This is a genomic window from Bacillus cereus group sp. BfR-BA-01379 (assembly GCF_022663605.1).
Classification (GTDB): Bacteria; Bacillota; Bacilli; order Bacillales; family Bacillaceae_G; genus Bacillus_A; species Bacillus_A mobilis.
In genome coordinates this window covers 67,452-84,155 of sequence record NZ_JAKUFT010000014.1, presented here as the reverse complement: position 1 = coordinate 84,155, position 16,704 = coordinate 67,452, and the positions used below count along the sequence as shown (strand labels likewise).

Below are 16,704 nucleotides of genomic sequence, written 5' to 3'. Positions count from 1 at the left end.
GAAATTAGAATTTGATTACAACGGCAATTTAACACAAGTTTGGGATTCTAAAATTAGTAGTAAAATAAATAATCATTACGTAATTACGAATGCAGGATGGAATGGTGAAATTCCTCCTGGTGGGTCTGTTACAATCGGAGGAGCAGGAACAGGCAATCCTGCTGAACTATTAAATGCATCCATTAGCGAAAACTAAACGTAACCTCCATTAATTATTTCACTAAAGTTTGAATTTAGGTTTGAGTCCTCTGACCTAAATTCAAACTTTTAATTTTATGAAAAATCACAAATCTATATTACGATAACCTATTATAATCATATTTAGTTTCTAATATGAAGTTCATGTGAAGTTCATCTGAATTTTACATGAATTTCCTTTCAGTTCTATTGTCTTCCTATACTAATCACATTATCCTTTACATATAGGAATTATTTTCATTCCACTTCAAACTATCTATATATATAAAGAAAAGATAGTCGCCTATTAGGGAAAGGCATCTAAATATAAACATAACATAAGAAAAAGCACGCTTATAAGCGCACCATAAGAGTGCTTCTTCATACAATTCTCATGTAAGAGTTCTCGAAAATCATGTTAATCACAAAGAAAAGGCATTAGCTTTTATAAGCTAATGCCTTTTCTTTATTCATATTGTTCAGCGTTCCATTCTTCTATATTCCATACTTTTGTGACCCATTCTTCATAGAAAGACGGCTCATGTGAGACAAGTAAAACTGTTCCTGTATATTGTTGTAACGCTTCCTGCAAAGACTTCTTTGTTTCTATATCCAAATGATTAGTCGGTTCATCTAAAATTAACACATTGCTTTTCGTTACGATAAGTTCACATAAACGCACTTTCGTTTGTTCTCCGCCGCTTAATAAACGAATGGGTTTTAATACGTGCTCTTCTTTCAAGCCACACTTTGCTAATGCTTGGCGTACTTCTTTCCTAGTCATATCTGGTCTTTCTGTCCAAATTTTCTCTAATGGTGTTGTTTCTGAAGCAAACTCTTCCTGTGCAAAATAGGCAGGATTTACTCGCTCGCCAACAGAAATCGAACCACTGAGCGGCTTTATTTCGCCTAATAACGTTTTTAACATCGTCGTTTTTCCAATTCCATTATGACCAACAATCGCTATCTTTTCTCCCTTTTTCACTTGTAAATTCAACTCTGAACATAATGGATTACTATAACCTATCCTTAGTTTCTCAGCTTGCAATATACGACTTACTGGCTCCTCATAAACAGTAAAATCAAAACGGGATCGAGTTACATGATTGACCTTTTCAATCCTTTGCATTTTCTCTAATACTTTCTCTCGACTTTTAGCCTGTTTCGCTTTTCGAATTTTATTTTTTTGAATAAATGTTTCTAACTGAGCAATTTCTTTTTGTTGTTTCGCATGCGCTGATTGTAATTGTTTCCTTTGCAATTGATAACTTTGCACAAATTTTTCATAATTTCCTACGTACCGCTTCACTTTCCTTTCTTCTAGATGATAAATAACATTCGTAATACTGTTCAAAAATACTTCGTCATGTGAAATGATCACATAAGCTTTTTCATACAGCCTCAAATACGATTGTAACCATTCTATATGGGCTGTATCTAAATAGTTTGTTGGCTCATCTAGCAATAAAACATCTGCTTTTTCTAAAAGGAGCTTCCCAAGTAATAACTTTGTTCGCTGTCCTCCACTTAACTGTGAAACATCCTTTTTCAAACCTATTTCAAATAAGCCTAAGCCTATTGCTACTTCTTCAATTTCTGTATGAATTTGATAGAAATTAGAACTTTCCAATATAGTTTGTAATTCGCCATACTTTACTAACAGTTTTTCTATTTCTCCTGCTCCATTCATTTCTTCAGCAATTTTTAACATTTCGCATTCAATCGTATACAAATCCGAAAATGCACTTTGTAGGTATCCTTCAATTGTTATCCCCTCTTGTAAATCCATATGCTGTTGTAAAAAACCTATCTTCACATGTGGAAACCATTCAATGTTTCCGTCATCATGTATAAGTTCTCCTGTTAAAATTCTTAACAATGTTGATTTTCCAATTCCATTTTTCCCAACTAACCCAACATGCTCGCCCTTTAATAGTCGAAAACACGCATTATATAAAATGGTTTTCTCACCATACGAATGACTTAAATTTTCTACTGTTAATATACTCATTTTTTTCTCTCCTCTACTTATAGTTCATAAGCTAAATAGAGAGAACAACAGTATAAAGCCTTATTTAATTGTATATATAAAAAATGGGTAAGGTGAATACACCTTACCCATTACATATTATCGTAAAAAAGGATTAAGGTTCTTTACCTGCTGTCTTCAATTTAGCTTAATCGTTAAAAATGGGCAGACTTCTCCCGTATCAAGCTAAAACCATTTGAAGAACAGTTGATAAAGTCATTTTATCCTTTCACTCCTTTAACATTTGTTATATTAAGAGTATAAACTACTCTGTTATATTCTATTCTCTATTTTTTCTTTTGTTCCTTCTCCTCTTTATCATTTTCTGCATAAATTTCTTTATACATCTTTTCTAATGCATATGGACTTGTAAAGATGAGCGTTAACGAATCAACTATTTTCTCTATAGATTTCATCTTTCTCCCCCTATCTAAAAAAGCCTCTTAACAGTAATTATACAAAAAACTGTTAAAAGGCTTTTTCTATTTTTTCATATACGGGGCTAATACTCTCAGAATTTCTTCCTTATCCTTCTTTAACTCAAGTGATGTTAACATATCCATCGTTCTCGGCCTAGGTAATTTCACTTGTACCTCGCCAACTATTGATGCTGGTCTTTGAGATAAAATAAATACGCGATCCGAAAGCAAGATTGCCTCATCTAAGTCATGTGTGACCATAACGATTGTTTGCTTCTCTTGGTACCAAGAGTTTAAAAGCCAGCTATGTACTTCCATTTTTGTAAAGGCATCTAATTTTCCAAAAGGCTCATCAAGTAGCATAATTGGCTTTTCACATAAATATGTGCGCAGAAAACTAATTCTTTGACGCATACCACCAGACAATTCATCTGGATAATGGTCTGCATACTCATCTAGTTCAAACTGCTTTAATGCTTCCATTCCCTCTGTTAGCCTTTGTTTTTTCGGTTTCCCTTCGATTTCCAATGGAAGAACTATATTTTGCAAAGCTGATCGCCACGGTAGTAATAAATCTTGTTGCGGCATATAACTTACAACATCTTGCTCTTGCATTTGCTTATCGTTATACGTTACATCCCCACTTGTTGGATTTTCAACATTTGCAATCATATTTAATAATGTGCTTTTCCCGCAACCACTTGGGCCCACAAAAGAAACGAACTCTCCCTCTTGTATAGTAGCACTAATATTTGCTAATACATTCTTTCCATCAAAAGCTTTTACAACCTCTTTTATTTGTAATCCACTCATTTTTCGCTTGGAAGGAACTCATTTGTAAAGGCATCTTTCACATCAATTTTCTTCTTAATAACTTTGTTATCATATAAGAAATTCATGTAATTCGTCCAAACTTCTTCCTTCTGTACTCCCCATGCTTTTGCATCATCTTGATACTTCGTACTTAGCCACTTTTGACTTTCTTGTACTAAGTCTTTATTCACGTCTGGAACAGCTTTAATTAAAATATCAGCAGCTTCTTTCGGTTCTTTAATTGCAAAATTATAACCGTCTGTCGTTGCACTCATAAACTTTTTCACAAAGTCTTTATCTTGTTTCGTATGTTTTTCACTCGTAATCATAACAGGACTATAGAAATCAAGCGCTGGGTCTAAGTCTTTCACCATAATCGTATTTAACTCTTTTCCTTGGCGCTTCGCTTCAATTCCATCCCATCCGTAATAAATCCATTCAAAGTCTGCATCACGGCCGATTGATTTAAAGAAATCGGTTTGTCCTAATATGATTTTTTCAACTTTATTAAAATCAGCTTGATGTTTCTCCATAATTGTCTTTAACGTTGCTTCTTCCGCTGGTCCTCCCCAGCCTCCGTAACGTTTACCTTCAAAATCTTTCGGTGAAGTCATGTTATCTTTCTTAAGCGATGCAAAAGCTGAAGTGTTATGCTGAATAATCGCTCCAACAGATACAACAGGAATACCTTCTACACGAGCCAACGTTACATTTTCTTGTGCGCTTATTGCGAAGTCAGCTTTTCCTGAAGCTATCATTTGCTCCGCTGTCACATTATCACCAGGCTGAATAATTTCTACATCTAAGCCTTGTTTTTTATAATAATCTTTCGCTTGCGCTACATATAAGCCAGTATGATTCGTATTTGGAAACCAATCTAATACTACTTTTACTTTTTGATCTTTACTTGCACTTTCTTCTTTCTTCGCCGGATTACATCCAACCACACCTACTGCTAATAAGGCAGCCAACATAACTTTTAAACCTTTTTTCATTTTCTGCCGTCCTTTCTATATATCCATGGTGCTGTTATTCTTGCCATAAACTCTACGATAAAATACAGGCATAATGTCACCATAACAATAATTGCTGCCACACCAAATACTCGGGCTGTTAAAAAGGATTTTGTAGCTCTCGTAAGCATAACTCCTAATCCTTCACTGGCACCGAGCCATTCCCCAATAATCGCTCCCATTACACTATATGTAACTGCAATTTTTAAACCTGAGAAAAAGTATGGAAGCACTGCTGGAAACTTTACTTTCTGGTAAACTTGCCATTTCGTTGCCTTCATCGTTTGCAACAACTTCAACATATTTTTATCTACCGTTTGAAAACCTTCTAAAATGCTAAGCGCAATCGGGAAGAAACAAACGAGTATGACTACCATTACTTTCGGTAGCATTCCATATCCAAACCAAATAATAAATAACGGTGCAAGTACAACGATTGGAATCGTTTGCGAAATAACAAGCAGCGGATTTATTAAAATACGAAATAAAGGGATAACGTCCATAATAATTGCAATACTTGTCCCAATTAAAATCGCAAAGAATAGTCCAATTAAAACCTCTTGTAACGTTTGCATCGTATTCGGTAATAGTAAATCTTTCATTCCAATTAATTCTTGAACAATGGCAGAAGGCTTCGGTAAAATCCACGGTTCAATTTTAAATAATGAAACAGATCCTTCCCATATCGCAATGAGAAGGATAAGCCAAATAGTTGTAATTATTTTAGATTGCTTCTGGTTTTGCATATTCATCACGGTACTTCCAAACCTTTTCATCTATCGTTACACCAGTGCTTGGACGATAGTGGATTTTAATAGAAGTAATCACTTCCTCTGCTCCAGCATCCACACAAGCTTGTTGCGCACGTTTAATGACATCAAGAAGTACATCTAATTCTCCTTCCAGCGTTGTTTCCATTGCCCCTACTTCATAACGAACTCCCGATTGTTGTACAACCTCAATTGCTTTATCAACAACAGAATACACATCTTTGTTCTTCGCTTGTGGTACTACTGAAAATGAAATTGTAACTTGTTGTGACATAGTAAAATCCCCCTTATAAAATGAAATGTTAAAACAAGAAAAGGCTTTCCTACGCAGTAGGAAAGCCTTGTATGCAAGTTATTATAGAATAACATATGCTACATCACTTTAAGTAACTCCCTACGCTGGCATTATCCAGATCAGGTTGAGGGTCGATGTTTGTTTACATCCTCTCAGCCAATTGGCTCCCCGGTCCTTAATTCGTTTTCATTGTAGCATGATTTATTTTATTGAACAAACAAAAGCACGTATAATCATTTCATTTAACTTTTGAATTCCCCTATTAACTCTTGTAACTCCTGTGAAAGCCAGCTTAAAGAACTGGCTAATTCAGCAATATCTTGTACAGACATTTCCTGTTCTTTCATACTTTCTTCAACATTACTACTACTATTCGCATACGTATTTGCGATAAGTGATAGTTCATTTACAATCCGCACAATATTTTGGCTATTTTGCAATATATCACTTGAATTGTCAGAAACAACTCTAACCTGATTTGTAACAGATTGTGCTGATTTTGAAATCCCACCAAAGAAAGCACCACTACTTTCAACAAGTTTCATTCCAGATTCTACTTCTTTTAAAGCATTTTTCATTGAAACAACAGCTTCTTCCGTACCAGCTCGTGTTTCCCCTATTAATTTTGCTATATCTTTTGCTGATGCTTCGGTCTGCTCTGCTAATTTACGCACTTCATCCGCAACAACGACAAATCCCTCACCAGTTTCCTCAACACGTGAAGATTTAATAAAAGCATTTAGAGCTAGCGAATTCGTTTGATTTGAAATACCGGTAATTACTGTTACAATATCACTAATTTCTTTTGATCTTGTTTCCAAAGAATAAATAATAGAAGATAAATCTTGTACTGCATTTTGTATTATGTTCATTTGATTAATCGTCTGTTCAATAATGCCATTTCCTTTTACTGAATGATGCTTTGTACCTTCAGACTCTTTCGCCATTTGTTTTGCAGTATTCGTTATCTCTTCCATCCTATCTTCCATTTCATGTATAATATCTAAATACTTCGGTACTGCAGTTTCTTGTAATTGAACGCCAGCCCTTAACTCAACTATAGAACTTACGATTCCTTGAACTGCCATGCTATTCTCTTTCGTACTCACTGACAATTCTTGTGAAGATGAGGAAACCTGTTCTGCTGTCTGCTTCACTTTATCTATAATTCCTTTAAACTTCTCGATGGTATTATTAAAATACGCATTAATAATACCAATATCATCTGGTCTTTCCTCTAATTTAATACTTAAATCACCTTCACCGACTTTACGTAATCCTTCACGTAAATCTCGCAATGGAGCAAGTGCGTTACGTACGATTAGGAATTGAATAACCGTTGCAATTAAAACAGAAATACAAATAAACATTAAACCTTGTATAATGAACTTTTGTTTTGTCATAGGAACAATAGAAGCATCTACATCAGCTGCAACAATTGCCACAATATTATCTTCCTCATCTTTAATTGGCTCTAATATCGTTACCCATGATCCCAATGCGTCTTCATATACTACTGTCATGTTTGCTTTTTTTGTGCTCATTACTTTATCATATGCTTCCATCCAAAGACCTGGTTGTTTATAATATTCCCCTGGCCTTACCTCAACAACATTTGCTAAACCTGTGGACAAATCAATGATTTGTAGCTCACCTTTTTCATTTTTTTTCGCTCCAACAATATACGTTTGTCCAACACTATTCAATTCTTCCGTTGATTCATCTAATTTCTCTGTTAACTTCTCTCTCTTTTCTCTTTCTGCCGCTGGGTCTTTTGCAACATCTCTCAATATTTCTGCATCTAATTTATGTAATACCGTATCTCCTGTTTCAAAAGAATGCCTTTCAAATATAGACATCATACTATTTTGAAACATGTTAAAACTTAACGCTCCCATAGTACCAACAAGCGTCAAAATAACTAATACAGTTAGCAATACATTTTTTTGAAGAAATGATAGCTTGTGCCAATATTTTTTCATTAACATCACCTTTCTTAATTAATTTACTATAAAGTAACGCTATTAAAATATACACCTTATTAATAAATGATAACGGTTCTCATTTTTTTACAAACAAAAAAAAGACCAATGAAAAGAGCATTGGTCAAGACCAACCCTATCCGTCCGGTAACTGGCTAGCATAACCTTTCGGCCGTAGCTCCTGTAGTTTTGCGTCCTAATGTTTCCATCAGTTTGCCTTTCTCGCTGAACGAGTTGAACGATATGGGAGTTCTATGAGAATTAAAGTATTCTCTATCAAAGATTACAACATAAAAATTAAAAAGTCTACCTATTTAAAGATGCAAATGTAAAGTTTTAATGTATTATTTTTTCGAAATAATTTAACAAAGTTCGTGAATGTTACATTTCTTGTGTTATATAATAAAAAATGTATATAACACAAGGATTATTTTGAGTATTTATTTTAATTTTCATTCAAATTAAATTATTCGAATATATCTTAACTAATGAATTTCGGAGGTAGTTTATTATGTTTTGGCTACAATTTCTTACATTACTACTCTGCATTTTTATTGGCGCACGCCTAGGCGGAGTTGGTCTAGGAGTAATGGGTGGCGTTGGTATGGCAATACTTGTTTTCGTCTTCCACTTACAACCTACAGCTCCTCCTATTGATGTAATGCTTATGATTTTAGCAGTAATTACAGCTGCCGGTGCACTGCAAGCCGCTGGAGGAATGGACTACCTTGTTCATCTGGCTGAGAAAGCATTACGAAAAAATCCAAAGCGCATTACATTCTTTGCTCCAATTGTTACTTATTTATTTACACTATGCGCAGGAACTGGTCACGTTGCTTATTCTGTACTTCCTGTTATCGCAGAAGTCTCTCGCGAATCTGGGATTAGACCGGAACGACCAATGTCAATTGCCGTAATCGCTTCCCAACAAGCAATTACAGCAAGTCCTATATCAGCTGCAACAGTTGCCCTTTTAGCAATGTTAGCTGACTATAAAATTACTTTATTAGATATTTTAAAAGTAAGTATTCCTTCTACCTTCATCGCTTGTATGGTAGCTGCATTTGTTGCTAGCAAAATGGGGAAAGAATTAAATGAAGACCCTGAATACTTGAAACGTTTAAAAGAAGGAATGATTCCTAAAATTGAAGAGAAGAAAGAATTTGTTGGTTTAAAAGGCGCTAAACTATCCGTTATCCTTTTCTTAGTAGGAACTTTCCTTGTCGTACTTCTCGGTTCATTTGAAGCACTTCGCCCAGGATGGATGGTCGACGGGAAGTTAGCTCGTCTTTCCATGCCAAACACAATTGAAATGGTTATGTTAACTATCGCAGCTCTTATTATTATTTTCTGCAAACCAAATGTAGAAAGCATCGTGTCTGGTAACGTCTTTAAAGCGGGGGCAACAGCAGTTGTTGCTATTTTCGGTATCGCTTGGATGGGAGATACTTTCTTTAACGGAAACTTAAATATGATTCAAGGATCAATTCAGCACCTAGTAACAAGTGCACCATGGCTATTTGCCATCGCATTATTCATTCTATCTATTTTACTATATAGCCAAGCCGCAACAGTACGTGCTTTAATGCCTCTTGGATTATCACTCGGTATTCCACCAGCACTACTAATCGCGATGTTCCCTGCAGTAAATGGATATTTCTTCATTCCAAACTATGGAACAATCGTTGCTGCCATTAACTTTGATCGCACTGGTACAACAGGCATTGGTAAATATGTTTTAAATCATAGCTTTATGATTCCAGGTCTAATCGCAACATTCACTTCTATCGGAATTGGAATGCTCTTAATTTCAATTATGTTTTAAAGAAAAAGTACAAACCTACAATTTTAAAGGGTTTGTGCTTTTTTAATCAAACGTTTGTTTAAATAAACGAAACAACTCATTTTGCAACTCTACAAACCTATTCCGTTTCAAATAATCCCCCTTATTTCTAATTATTAATACCAAAAAAGCTATGTAGCATTTTAATACTACATAGCTTTTTTCTACAAATTCTTACTTACTTCCTCTACTAACTTCTTCGTACTTTCATACGCAGATTCCGCTAAACTAATCGCAGAAATAACTGAAACACCGTCCGCACCAGCTTCTATAACTGAAGCTGTATTTTCAATTGTAATGCCACCAATCCCAACGATCGGTGTTGTAATTCCTTGTTCTCTAAAATGAGCTAAACCTCTCGTTCCTTGCACTGCTTTCGTATCTTTTTTCGTACTCGTTGGAAAAACAGGGCCAACACCTAAATAATCAGCTCCGTTTTCAATTGCCCAGCATGCTTCTTCAATTGTATGCGTAGATACACCAACAATTTTATCACCCATTTTTTCACGAACAGAAGTAATTCCTTCATCATCTTGTCCAACATGCACACCATCTGCATCTAACTCGATAGCTAGTTCCACATCATCATTTACAATGAATGGGACACCGTACTCCTTACAAATAGCTTGTAGTTCTTTTGCGAAACAAATACGTTTCTCTCCCGTTAAAGCCCCTTCTCCCTTTTCACGGAATTGAAAAATTGTTATACCACCTTCAAGTGCATCTCTCAACACTTGTAGTGGTTCCTTCGTACAATTGTTACTTCCCATAATAAAGTATACTGATAACAATCTAGACATTTCAGCCTTTGTAATACGTGACATCTAATTCCCCTCCTTACTATATAAGCTCACTCTTCCCATACTTCTCAATATCATCTGAAGTGGTATTCGCTAACTGATTTAAAAATTCAATTTGGAAACTACCAGGTCCCTGCTCCACTGTCTTAGCAGCTGCCAGTTCCGCAGCTACACCATAAAACGTTAATGCAGCTACTGCTGCCTTTACATAATCCTTTTCTACTGCTACAAATGCTCCTATTACAGAAGTTAGTAAACAACCAGTTCCCGTAACTTTCGTTAAAATAGGGTGACCATTTCGAATAAGAATCGTTCGCTCCCCATCTGTAACAACATCTTCTTTTCCAGTAATCACCGCAACTGTATTTAATTCATCGGCTGCCTGTTTCGCAATACTTACAACATTGCCATTTCCAGCACCGGCGTCTACCCCTTTAATTTCCCAACTCTCATTAATAACGTTCGCTATTTCAGCTGCATTTCCGCGAATAATTGCTAAATCAATTTCGGCCGGAATATGTCTCGCAACTTCTGTTCGATACGATGTTGCTCCTGCACCAACTGGATCAAACAACACTGGTACATTGTTCACATTTGCTGATTTACCCGCAAGTAACATCGCTTCTACTTCTTCAGGACGAAGTGTCCCCATATTTAATACTAACGCTCCAGCAATGCTAGCCATTTCTGCTACTTCTTCTTTTGCATACGCCATTACAGGCGATGCTCCTAACGCTAACAAACCGTTAGCTGTAAAGTTTGTTACAACCACATTTGTAATATTATGAATGAGCGGATTAGATTCTCTCACCAAATCCACTACTTTACTAATTTCTTTCATATTCATCCTTCTCATCCCCTAACTATAGTGATGGGAGATACACAAAAAGGCACTTTGCGCGTACGCAAAGTGCCTGAACATGTGCTTTTACACTCTCCCTACGCTGGCATTATCCAACAGGTTCAAATGGTCAATGACGGATTAGTCATACTCTCAGTTTGCATCCACAAACTCCCATGTGTTTAGTATTCTTCTACTTCAAAGTCTACTCTTATTCTACTAAAATAACAAGTTCTTTACTTTTCTATTTCATATAGAAGCAATAATAAAACAACACGCATAATAAATATCTATTTCTCATAGTCTCATCATGGTGCATATTATGTTCTATCGCCATCATTCACCTTCAAACGGATGTTATCCCACTAAAAAACGTTCAAATCTGGAGCGAAACTGAATCTCAAGAAGATGTATGCTATAGTTAACGTATGGAAATTTGAAAGGATGTTTTAAATATGTCAAAAAGCGTTATAATCGCTGAAAAGCCTTCCGTTGCACGTGATATTGCGCGTGTACTTAAGTGCGATAAAAAAGGAAATGGCTACCTTGAAGGTAGTAAATATATTGTAACTTGGGCTTTAGGTCATCTCGTTACATTAGCAGATCCAGAAAGCTATGATGTGAAATATAAAAAGTGGAATTTAGAAGATTTACCGATGCTACCTGAGCGTTTGAAATTAACGGTTATTAAACAAACAGGGAAGCAATTTAATGCTGTAAAAAGTCAGCTACTTAGAAAAGATGTAACTGACATTATTGTAGCAACAGATGCTGGACGTGAAGGAGAATTAGTCGCTCGCTGGATTATTGATAAAGTTCGAGTTAACAAACCAATCAAACGTCTATGGATTTCATCTGTTACCGATAAAGCGATTAAAGATGGCTTCGCTAATTTAAAACCAGGTAAAGCATATGACAATTTATACGCTTCAGCAGTTGCACGTTCAGAAGCTGACTGGTATATCGGTCTTAACGCAACTCGCGCTTTAACGACTCGCTTTAATGCCCAGCTGAATTGCGGCCGTGTACAAACACCTACTGTCGCTATGATCGCTAATCGTGAAGATGAAATAAAAAACTTCAAAGCTCAAACTTACTACGGCATCGAAGCACAAACGACGAATCAGTTAAAGCTAACTTGGCAAGATGCTAACGGTAATAGCCGCAGTTTTAATAAAGAAAAAATTGATGGCATTGTAAAAGGTTTAGATAAACATAATGCTACTGTTGTGGAAATTGATAAAAAACAGAAGAAGTCATTCTCTCCTGGTCTTTACGATTTAACTGAATTACAACGTGATGCCAATAAAAAGTTCGGCTACTCTGCGAAAGAAACATTAAATATTATGCAGAAATTGTATGAGCAACATAAAGTGCTAACGTACCCTCGTACAGATTCACGCTATATTTCATCTGATATCGTTGGAACACTTCCAGAACGTCTAAAGGCGTGCGGAGTTGGAGAGTACCGTCCTTTAGCGCATAAAGTATTACAAAAGCCTATCAAGGCTAATAAGTCATTTGTTGATGATAATAAAGTAAGTGATCATCACGCAATTATTCCGACAGAAGGATACGTTAACTTCTCGGCCTTCACAGATAAAGAACGTAAAATTTATGATTTAGTTGTAAAACGCTTCTTAGCAGTTTTATTCCCAGCATTCGAATACGAGCAACTAACGTTACGCACAAAAGTTGGTAATGAAACGTTCATTGCACGCGGAAAAACTATTCTGCATGCCGGTTGGAAAGAAGTATATGAAAATCGCTTTGAAGATGATGATGTAACGGATGACGTAAAAGAGCAACTTCTACCTCACATTGAAAAAGGCGATACATTAACTGTAAAGTTAATTATGCAAACATCAGGTCAAACAAAAGCACCTGCACGATTTAACGAAGCTACTTTACTTTCAGCAATGGAAAACCCTACAAAATATATGGATACGCAAAATAAACAACTTGCTGATACACTAAAATCAACTGGTGGATTAGGTACTGTAGCAACGCGTGCTGATATTATTGACAAGCTATTCAATTCATTCTTAATTGAAAAACGTGGTAAAGATATTCACATTACTTCAAAAGGCCGTCAGTTACTTGATTTAGTGCCAGAAGAATTAAAATCACCTACACTAACTGGTGAGTGGGAACAAAAGCTCGAGGCAATTGCAAAGGGTAAACTGAAAAAAGAAGTATTCATTTCAGAAATGAAGAACTATACGAAAGAAATTGTTTCTGAAATTAAATCGAGTGATAAAAAATATAAACATGACAACATTTCTACAAAGTCTTGTCCAGACTGTGGTAAACCAATGCTAGAGGTAAATGGCAAAAAAGGAAAGATGCTCGTTTGCCAAGACCGTGAATGTGGTCATCGTAAAAATGTATCTCGTACAACAAACGCTCGTTGTCCACAATGTAAGAAAAAATTAGAATTACGTGGTGAAGGTGCAGGACAAATCTTTGCATGTAAATGTGGCTATCGAGAGAAATTATCCACATTCCAAGAAAGACGTAAAAAAGAATCTGGAAACAAAGCTGATAAGCGCGATGTTCAAAAATATATGAAACAACAGAACAAAGAAGAAGAACCATTAAATAATCCGTTCGCAGAAGCTTTAAAGAAATTAAAATTCGATTAAACAAAAAGGTTCCTACCTCTATCGGTAGGAACCTTTTATTATTAATGAATAATTTTACTTCCTTTTGCGTTCTCAACAAACTTTTCACTCGATTTATTAATTGGTGTTTTCAATAATAACGCAGCAACAATCATAACTACTACGAAAGCACTTAACACAAGTAAATCTCGCGTTACGATATCCCATAGCATTCCGCCTACTGTTTCACGAATTGCACTAATTGCGTATGTGAACGGTAAGAACGGATAAATTGCTTGGAAGAACGCTGGTGTCATTTGAATTGGGAATGTTCCGCCCGATCCTGCTACTTGCAGTACAAGTAAAATAATCGCCATCGATTTCCCAACGTTTCCGAAAATAGAAACAAGTGAGTATACGATACAAACGAAGACTCCACCAATAAATAAACTAAATAACACAAACCAGAACTTATCGACTACGTACGTACCGAGCAAGAATATATCTCCCATCGATACGATAAACGCTTGCGAAAGACCTATCGTTAAAAATGTTAATAAACGTCCGAAGTAAATTTCATGGCTCTTATAACTCGCGCCCTCTTCGTGTACTTCTACTGTTAATAATGAAACCATTAATAATGCGCCTACCCATAATGCAAGCACTGTATAGAATGGTGACATTGCTGAACCGTAGTTCGGCATCGCAAATAATTTATTCTCTTTTAAATTGACTGGATTCGCAAAGTAATCACTTTGCTTTTCAACATCATTTTTCAATAAGCGTATGATGTCTTTTATATCCTCTTCAGATTCAAAATCACGAATTTTATTTGCTAATTCTTTAACCTTTTTCTCAGTTTCCGGCATATCAGCTTTAATGTCTGTTAATTTCTTTTTACCGTCCACTAAGCCTTTTGATGAATCTTCTAGTAACTTTTTAACATCTGGAAGCTTTTTGTCTGCTTCTTTTAAAATTTGAGATGTGTTTTTAGACATACGTTTCGTACGTTCAATTGCTGTGTTAAAGTTTGGAACGATTTCTGAATCATATGTTGCTAAGAAATCGCCTAATTGAGCTGAAGCATTTTTAGTTGCTTCATTAATACTTTCTACGACCTCTTTTGTAGGCTTCTGTCCATTATTGATTAGTGTAGTTGCCTTATTCGTTGCATCTATACCTTTTTGAACAGAATTTTGTATTTTGTTTAATTTTGCAATTCCGCCATTAAGGTTTTTGTCACTATTTACATCTGCTAATACCTTATTTGTACTTTCTAGAACCGGAATCGCATCACCAATTAGATTATTAGTAGCTTGTAGTTGACCATTTAAATCATTTAAAGCTACTTTTGTACTATCTAATCCATTAACACCTCTATTATTTACGTCTGCTATAACACCTTCAAAATTATTTTTTGCCTTTTCATATTCATTTTTCACACTATCGTATGCTTCATTTGCATCAGCTTTAGCTTGATCGACTGTGCTAACTGCTTTTTTATAATCTGCTACAAACGTTTCATTATAATCTTTTTCCGCTTGATCAATTAATCCATTTGCTGCATCTAATTTTTGATTCGCTACATCTGTTACATCTTTCTTTACTTCTTGTCCTGTACCGATAACATTTACAATATCTTTAATACCGTTGTTTGCATTTTCCATACCGCTTTTCAGCTTAGTTAAGCGATCCACTCGCCCTTGGAAAAAGCTTTGACCAAAATCAGTCGTTGCCGATTTTTGAAGTTCAGTAAATACATTAATAAGGTATGCAATACTATCTGTACGACCTTGAAGATTTTCAGAAACCGCATTAAGGTCTTGTTTTGCCTTTTCTGGATCAAACTGGCCATTTTGCAATCCATTCACAACACTTTTCCCGTATGCTGTTCCTGCACGTGCTGAGTTTAAAACATTATTCACTGTTTGATTAATGTTTCTTGCAATATTTTTATAACCTTCATCGTTCATCTTTGAAAGATCCGGGCGTGCTGGAAACTCCGGTAATCCCTTCATACCAGAAAGGTCTATCCCTGGATTCATTAAAAAGTTCGTAAAAGTATTGGCCTTATCCATTACATCTTTTGCTACAGTTAAATTATTTCTCATTGTTCCAGGTGCATTCTTTAATGTTTCATCATTGTTGGCAAAGAACTTATCTAAGTTCCCTAACGCTTCTTGCCCATCATTGATAACACTTTCTACAACTGGCAACTCTTTCTGAGCTACTTTTACCAGATCCTCTGCTCGAGTCGCATCATCTAACGCCTTATCCATTAATGTATTCATTTCTGGGAACTGCGCTTCTAGCTTAAACACAAGATCTTTTACTTTCTCGATACTTGGTAAGTTTGTTTCTAAATCGATTCCAAGGTCATTGAAGATTTTAAAAATCTCACCGTTCGCTGTTTTAACGAAGTTTTTACTAATTTCTTCTGTAATACCTGATGCACCTTTTGCTGTAATTTTCGGTGCAATCGCATTTACTTTTTCATTTACATAGTAATCAAGTTCTGGCTTTTGCGGATTTTCATCCAGAACAGTTGCAATCTTTTCAGAGAAATCTTTCGGGATTGTAATACTTGCATAGTAATCCCCGCGCTCAACTCCGTAAATTGCTTGTTTTTGATCTACAAATTTCCACCCAAGATTTTTGTTTTTCTTAAGAGAATCTACAATCTCTTCCCCGATATTGATATCTTTCCCTCTTAAGTTAGAGCCTGCATCTTGGTTAGAAACTGCAATGGGAACCTCTTTTGTATTTCCATAAGGATCCCAGGAAGCTTTAATGTTAAACCATGCATATAATGATGGTAAAATCATTAATCCTAAAACAATAACAATCGCAGCCCAATGTTTAGCTACATTCCGTAAATCTGTCTTATAAATACGCCAAATTTGTTTCATAGAAGTTATCACCTAATTATATATTTTTCCTTCTTTAGAAAATGATACATACATTTTGCAATTATATCACTTTCTACATCGTGGATTAACCAAAAACGAACTATTTTTTCTCATTAACTTTGACTTACTACATTATATAACGAAGTCAGTCAAAGTATGAATACAAAATGACCAAATCGGTTTTACATTCAATAATAACAAATATATAGG

At 35.5% G+C, this 16,704-nt stretch carries 13 protein-coding genes and 3 riboswitches; of the genes, 3 read left to right on the top strand and 10 right to left on the bottom strand.

Annotation, left to right across the window (positions count from 1 at the left end):
• On the top strand, positions 1–196 hold a 196-nt coding region (locus tag MR113_RS08120; RefSeq protein WP_242253284.1), incomplete at its 5' end, for a cellulose binding domain-containing protein.
• Positions 197–643: 447 nt separating this feature from the next.
• Here MR113_RS08120 and MR113_RS08115 read toward each other — a convergent pair.
• From MR113_RS08115 to MR113_RS08090, 7 genes are all read right to left on the bottom strand, one after another.
• Positions 644–2,188 carry an ABC-F family ATP-binding cassette domain-containing protein gene (locus MR113_RS08115; protein ID WP_242253282.1) on the bottom strand — a complete coding sequence of 515 codons (1,545 nt, stop codon included), beginning with the start codon at positions 2,186–2,188 and terminating at the stop codon, positions 644–646.
• Between the two features lie 305 nt (positions 2,189–2,493).
• Positions 2,494–2,622: a hypothetical protein gene (locus MR113_RS28330; protein ID WP_270730937.1), complete on the bottom strand. Its 129-nt coding sequence runs from the start codon at positions 2,620–2,622 to the stop codon at positions 2,494–2,496.
• Positions 2,623–2,688: 66 nt separating this feature from the next.
• Complete coding sequence (locus tag MR113_RS08110; RefSeq protein ID WP_242253280.1) at positions 2,689–3,438, bottom strand: ABC transporter ATP-binding protein; 750 nt, start codon at positions 3,436–3,438, stop codon at positions 2,689–2,691.
• A complete protein-coding gene (locus MR113_RS08105) occupies positions 3,435–4,433 on the bottom strand; it encodes an ABC transporter substrate-binding protein (RefSeq protein ID WP_242253279.1) in 999 nt (332 codons plus the stop codon). Before MR113_RS08105 ends, MR113_RS08110 begins: the two co-directional genes overlap by 4 nt.
• Positions 4,430–5,203 (bottom strand): ABC transporter permease, encoded by a 774-nt coding sequence (locus MR113_RS08100; RefSeq protein WP_001057159.1) that lies wholly within the window; start codon positions 5,201–5,203, stop codon positions 4,430–4,432. The genes MR113_RS08105 and MR113_RS08100 overlap by 4 nt, the downstream gene beginning before the upstream one ends.
• The gene (locus MR113_RS08095) at positions 5,175–5,495 is read right to left on the bottom strand and encodes an MTH1187 family thiamine-binding protein (RefSeq protein ID WP_000082898.1); all 321 of its coding nucleotides are present in this window, start codon (positions 5,493–5,495) and stop codon (positions 5,175–5,177) included. Before MR113_RS08095 ends, MR113_RS08100 begins: the two co-directional genes overlap by 29 nt.
• A gap of 100 nt (positions 5,496–5,595) precedes the next feature.
• Positions 5,596–5,697, bottom strand: a riboswitch (TPP riboswitch).
• A gap of 61 nt (positions 5,698–5,758) precedes the next feature.
• Positions 5,759–7,498 (bottom strand): methyl-accepting chemotaxis protein, encoded by a 1,740-nt coding sequence (locus tag MR113_RS08090; protein ID WP_242253278.1) that lies wholly within the window; start codon positions 7,496–7,498, stop codon positions 5,759–5,761.
• 143 nt (positions 7,499–7,641) lie between these two features.
• A riboswitch (cyclic di-GMP riboswitch) is annotated at positions 7,642–7,726 on the bottom strand.
• A 283-nt stretch (positions 7,727–8,009) separates the two neighbouring features.
• Between MR113_RS08090 and MR113_RS08085 the strand changes: the two genes are divergently transcribed.
• Positions 8,010–9,323, top strand: a complete 1,314-nt coding sequence (locus tag MR113_RS08085) for an anaerobic C4-dicarboxylate transporter family protein (RefSeq protein ID WP_000498711.1) — start codon at positions 8,010–8,012, stop codon at positions 9,321–9,323.
• A gap of 182 nt (positions 9,324–9,505) precedes the next feature.
• Here MR113_RS08085 and thiE read toward each other — a convergent pair whose 3' ends face one another.
• Positions 9,506–10,165 (bottom strand): thiamine phosphate synthase, encoded by a 660-nt coding sequence (thiE, locus tag MR113_RS08080; RefSeq protein WP_242253277.1) that lies wholly within the window; start codon positions 10,163–10,165, stop codon positions 9,506–9,508.
• 16 nt (positions 10,166–10,181) lie between these two features.
• Positions 10,182–10,988, bottom strand: a complete 807-nt coding sequence (gene thiM / locus MR113_RS08075) for a hydroxyethylthiazole kinase (protein WP_242253271.1) — start codon at positions 10,986–10,988, stop codon at positions 10,182–10,184.
• A gap of 72 nt (positions 10,989–11,060) precedes the next feature.
• Positions 11,061–11,170, bottom strand: a riboswitch (TPP riboswitch).
• Between the two features lie 267 nt (positions 11,171–11,437).
• Here thiM and topB point away from each other — a divergent pair.
• Positions 11,438–13,627 carry a DNA topoisomerase III gene (gene topB, locus MR113_RS08070; protein ID WP_242253268.1) on the top strand — a complete coding sequence of 730 codons (2,190 nt, stop codon included), beginning with the start codon at positions 11,438–11,440 and terminating at the stop codon, positions 13,625–13,627.
• 41 nt (positions 13,628–13,668) lie between these two features.
• Here topB and MR113_RS08065 read toward each other — a convergent pair whose 3' ends face one another.
• Complete coding sequence (locus tag MR113_RS08065; RefSeq protein WP_242253258.1) at positions 13,669–16,494, bottom strand: YhgE/Pip domain-containing protein; 2,826 nt, start codon at positions 16,492–16,494, stop codon at positions 13,669–13,671.
• Between the last annotated feature and the right edge of the window lie 210 nt (positions 16,495–16,704).

What these genes read in the sequence shown, in the direction of transcription:
- MR113_RS08115 (WP_242253282.1), bottom strand. Translation starts at nt 2,188, where the DNA reads ATGAGTATATTAACAGTAGAAAATTTAAGTCATTCGTATGGTGAGAAA.
- MR113_RS28330 (WP_270730937.1), bottom strand. Translation starts at nt 2,622, where the DNA reads ATGAAATCTATAGAGAAAATAGTTGATTCGTTAACGCTCATCTTTACA.
- MR113_RS08110 (WP_242253280.1), bottom strand. Translation starts at nt 3,438, where the DNA reads ATGAGTGGATTACAAATAAAAGAGGTTGTAAAAGCTTTTGATGGAAAG.
- MR113_RS08105 (WP_242253279.1), bottom strand. Translation starts at nt 4,433, where the DNA reads ATGAAAAAAGGTTTAAAAGTTATGTTGGCTGCCTTATTAGCAGTAGGT.
- MR113_RS08100 (WP_001057159.1), bottom strand. Translation starts at nt 5,203, where the DNA reads ATGAATATGCAAAACCAGAAGCAATCTAAAATAATTACAACTATTTGG.
- MR113_RS08095 (WP_000082898.1), bottom strand. Translation starts at nt 5,495, where the DNA reads ATGTCACAACAAGTTACAATTTCATTTTCAGTAGTACCACAAGCGAAG.
- MR113_RS08090 (WP_242253278.1), bottom strand. Translation starts at nt 7,498, where the DNA reads ATGAAAAAATATTGGCACAAGCTATCATTTCTTCAAAAAAATGTATTG.
- MR113_RS08085 (WP_000498711.1), top strand. Translation starts at nt 8,010, where the DNA reads ATGTTTTGGCTACAATTTCTTACATTACTACTCTGCATTTTTATTGGC.
- thiE (WP_242253277.1), bottom strand. Translation starts at nt 10,165, where the DNA reads ATGTCACGTATTACAAAGGCTGAAATGTCTAGATTGTTATCAGTATAC.
- thiM (WP_242253271.1), bottom strand. Translation starts at nt 10,988, where the DNA reads ATGAATATGAAAGAAATTAGTAAAGTAGTGGATTTGGTGAGAGAATCT.
- topB (WP_242253268.1), top strand. Translation starts at nt 11,438, where the DNA reads ATGTCAAAAAGCGTTATAATCGCTGAAAAGCCTTCCGTTGCACGTGAT.
- MR113_RS08065 (WP_242253258.1), bottom strand. Translation starts at nt 16,494, where the DNA reads ATGAAACAAATTTGGCGTATTTATAAGACAGATTTACGGAATGTAGCT.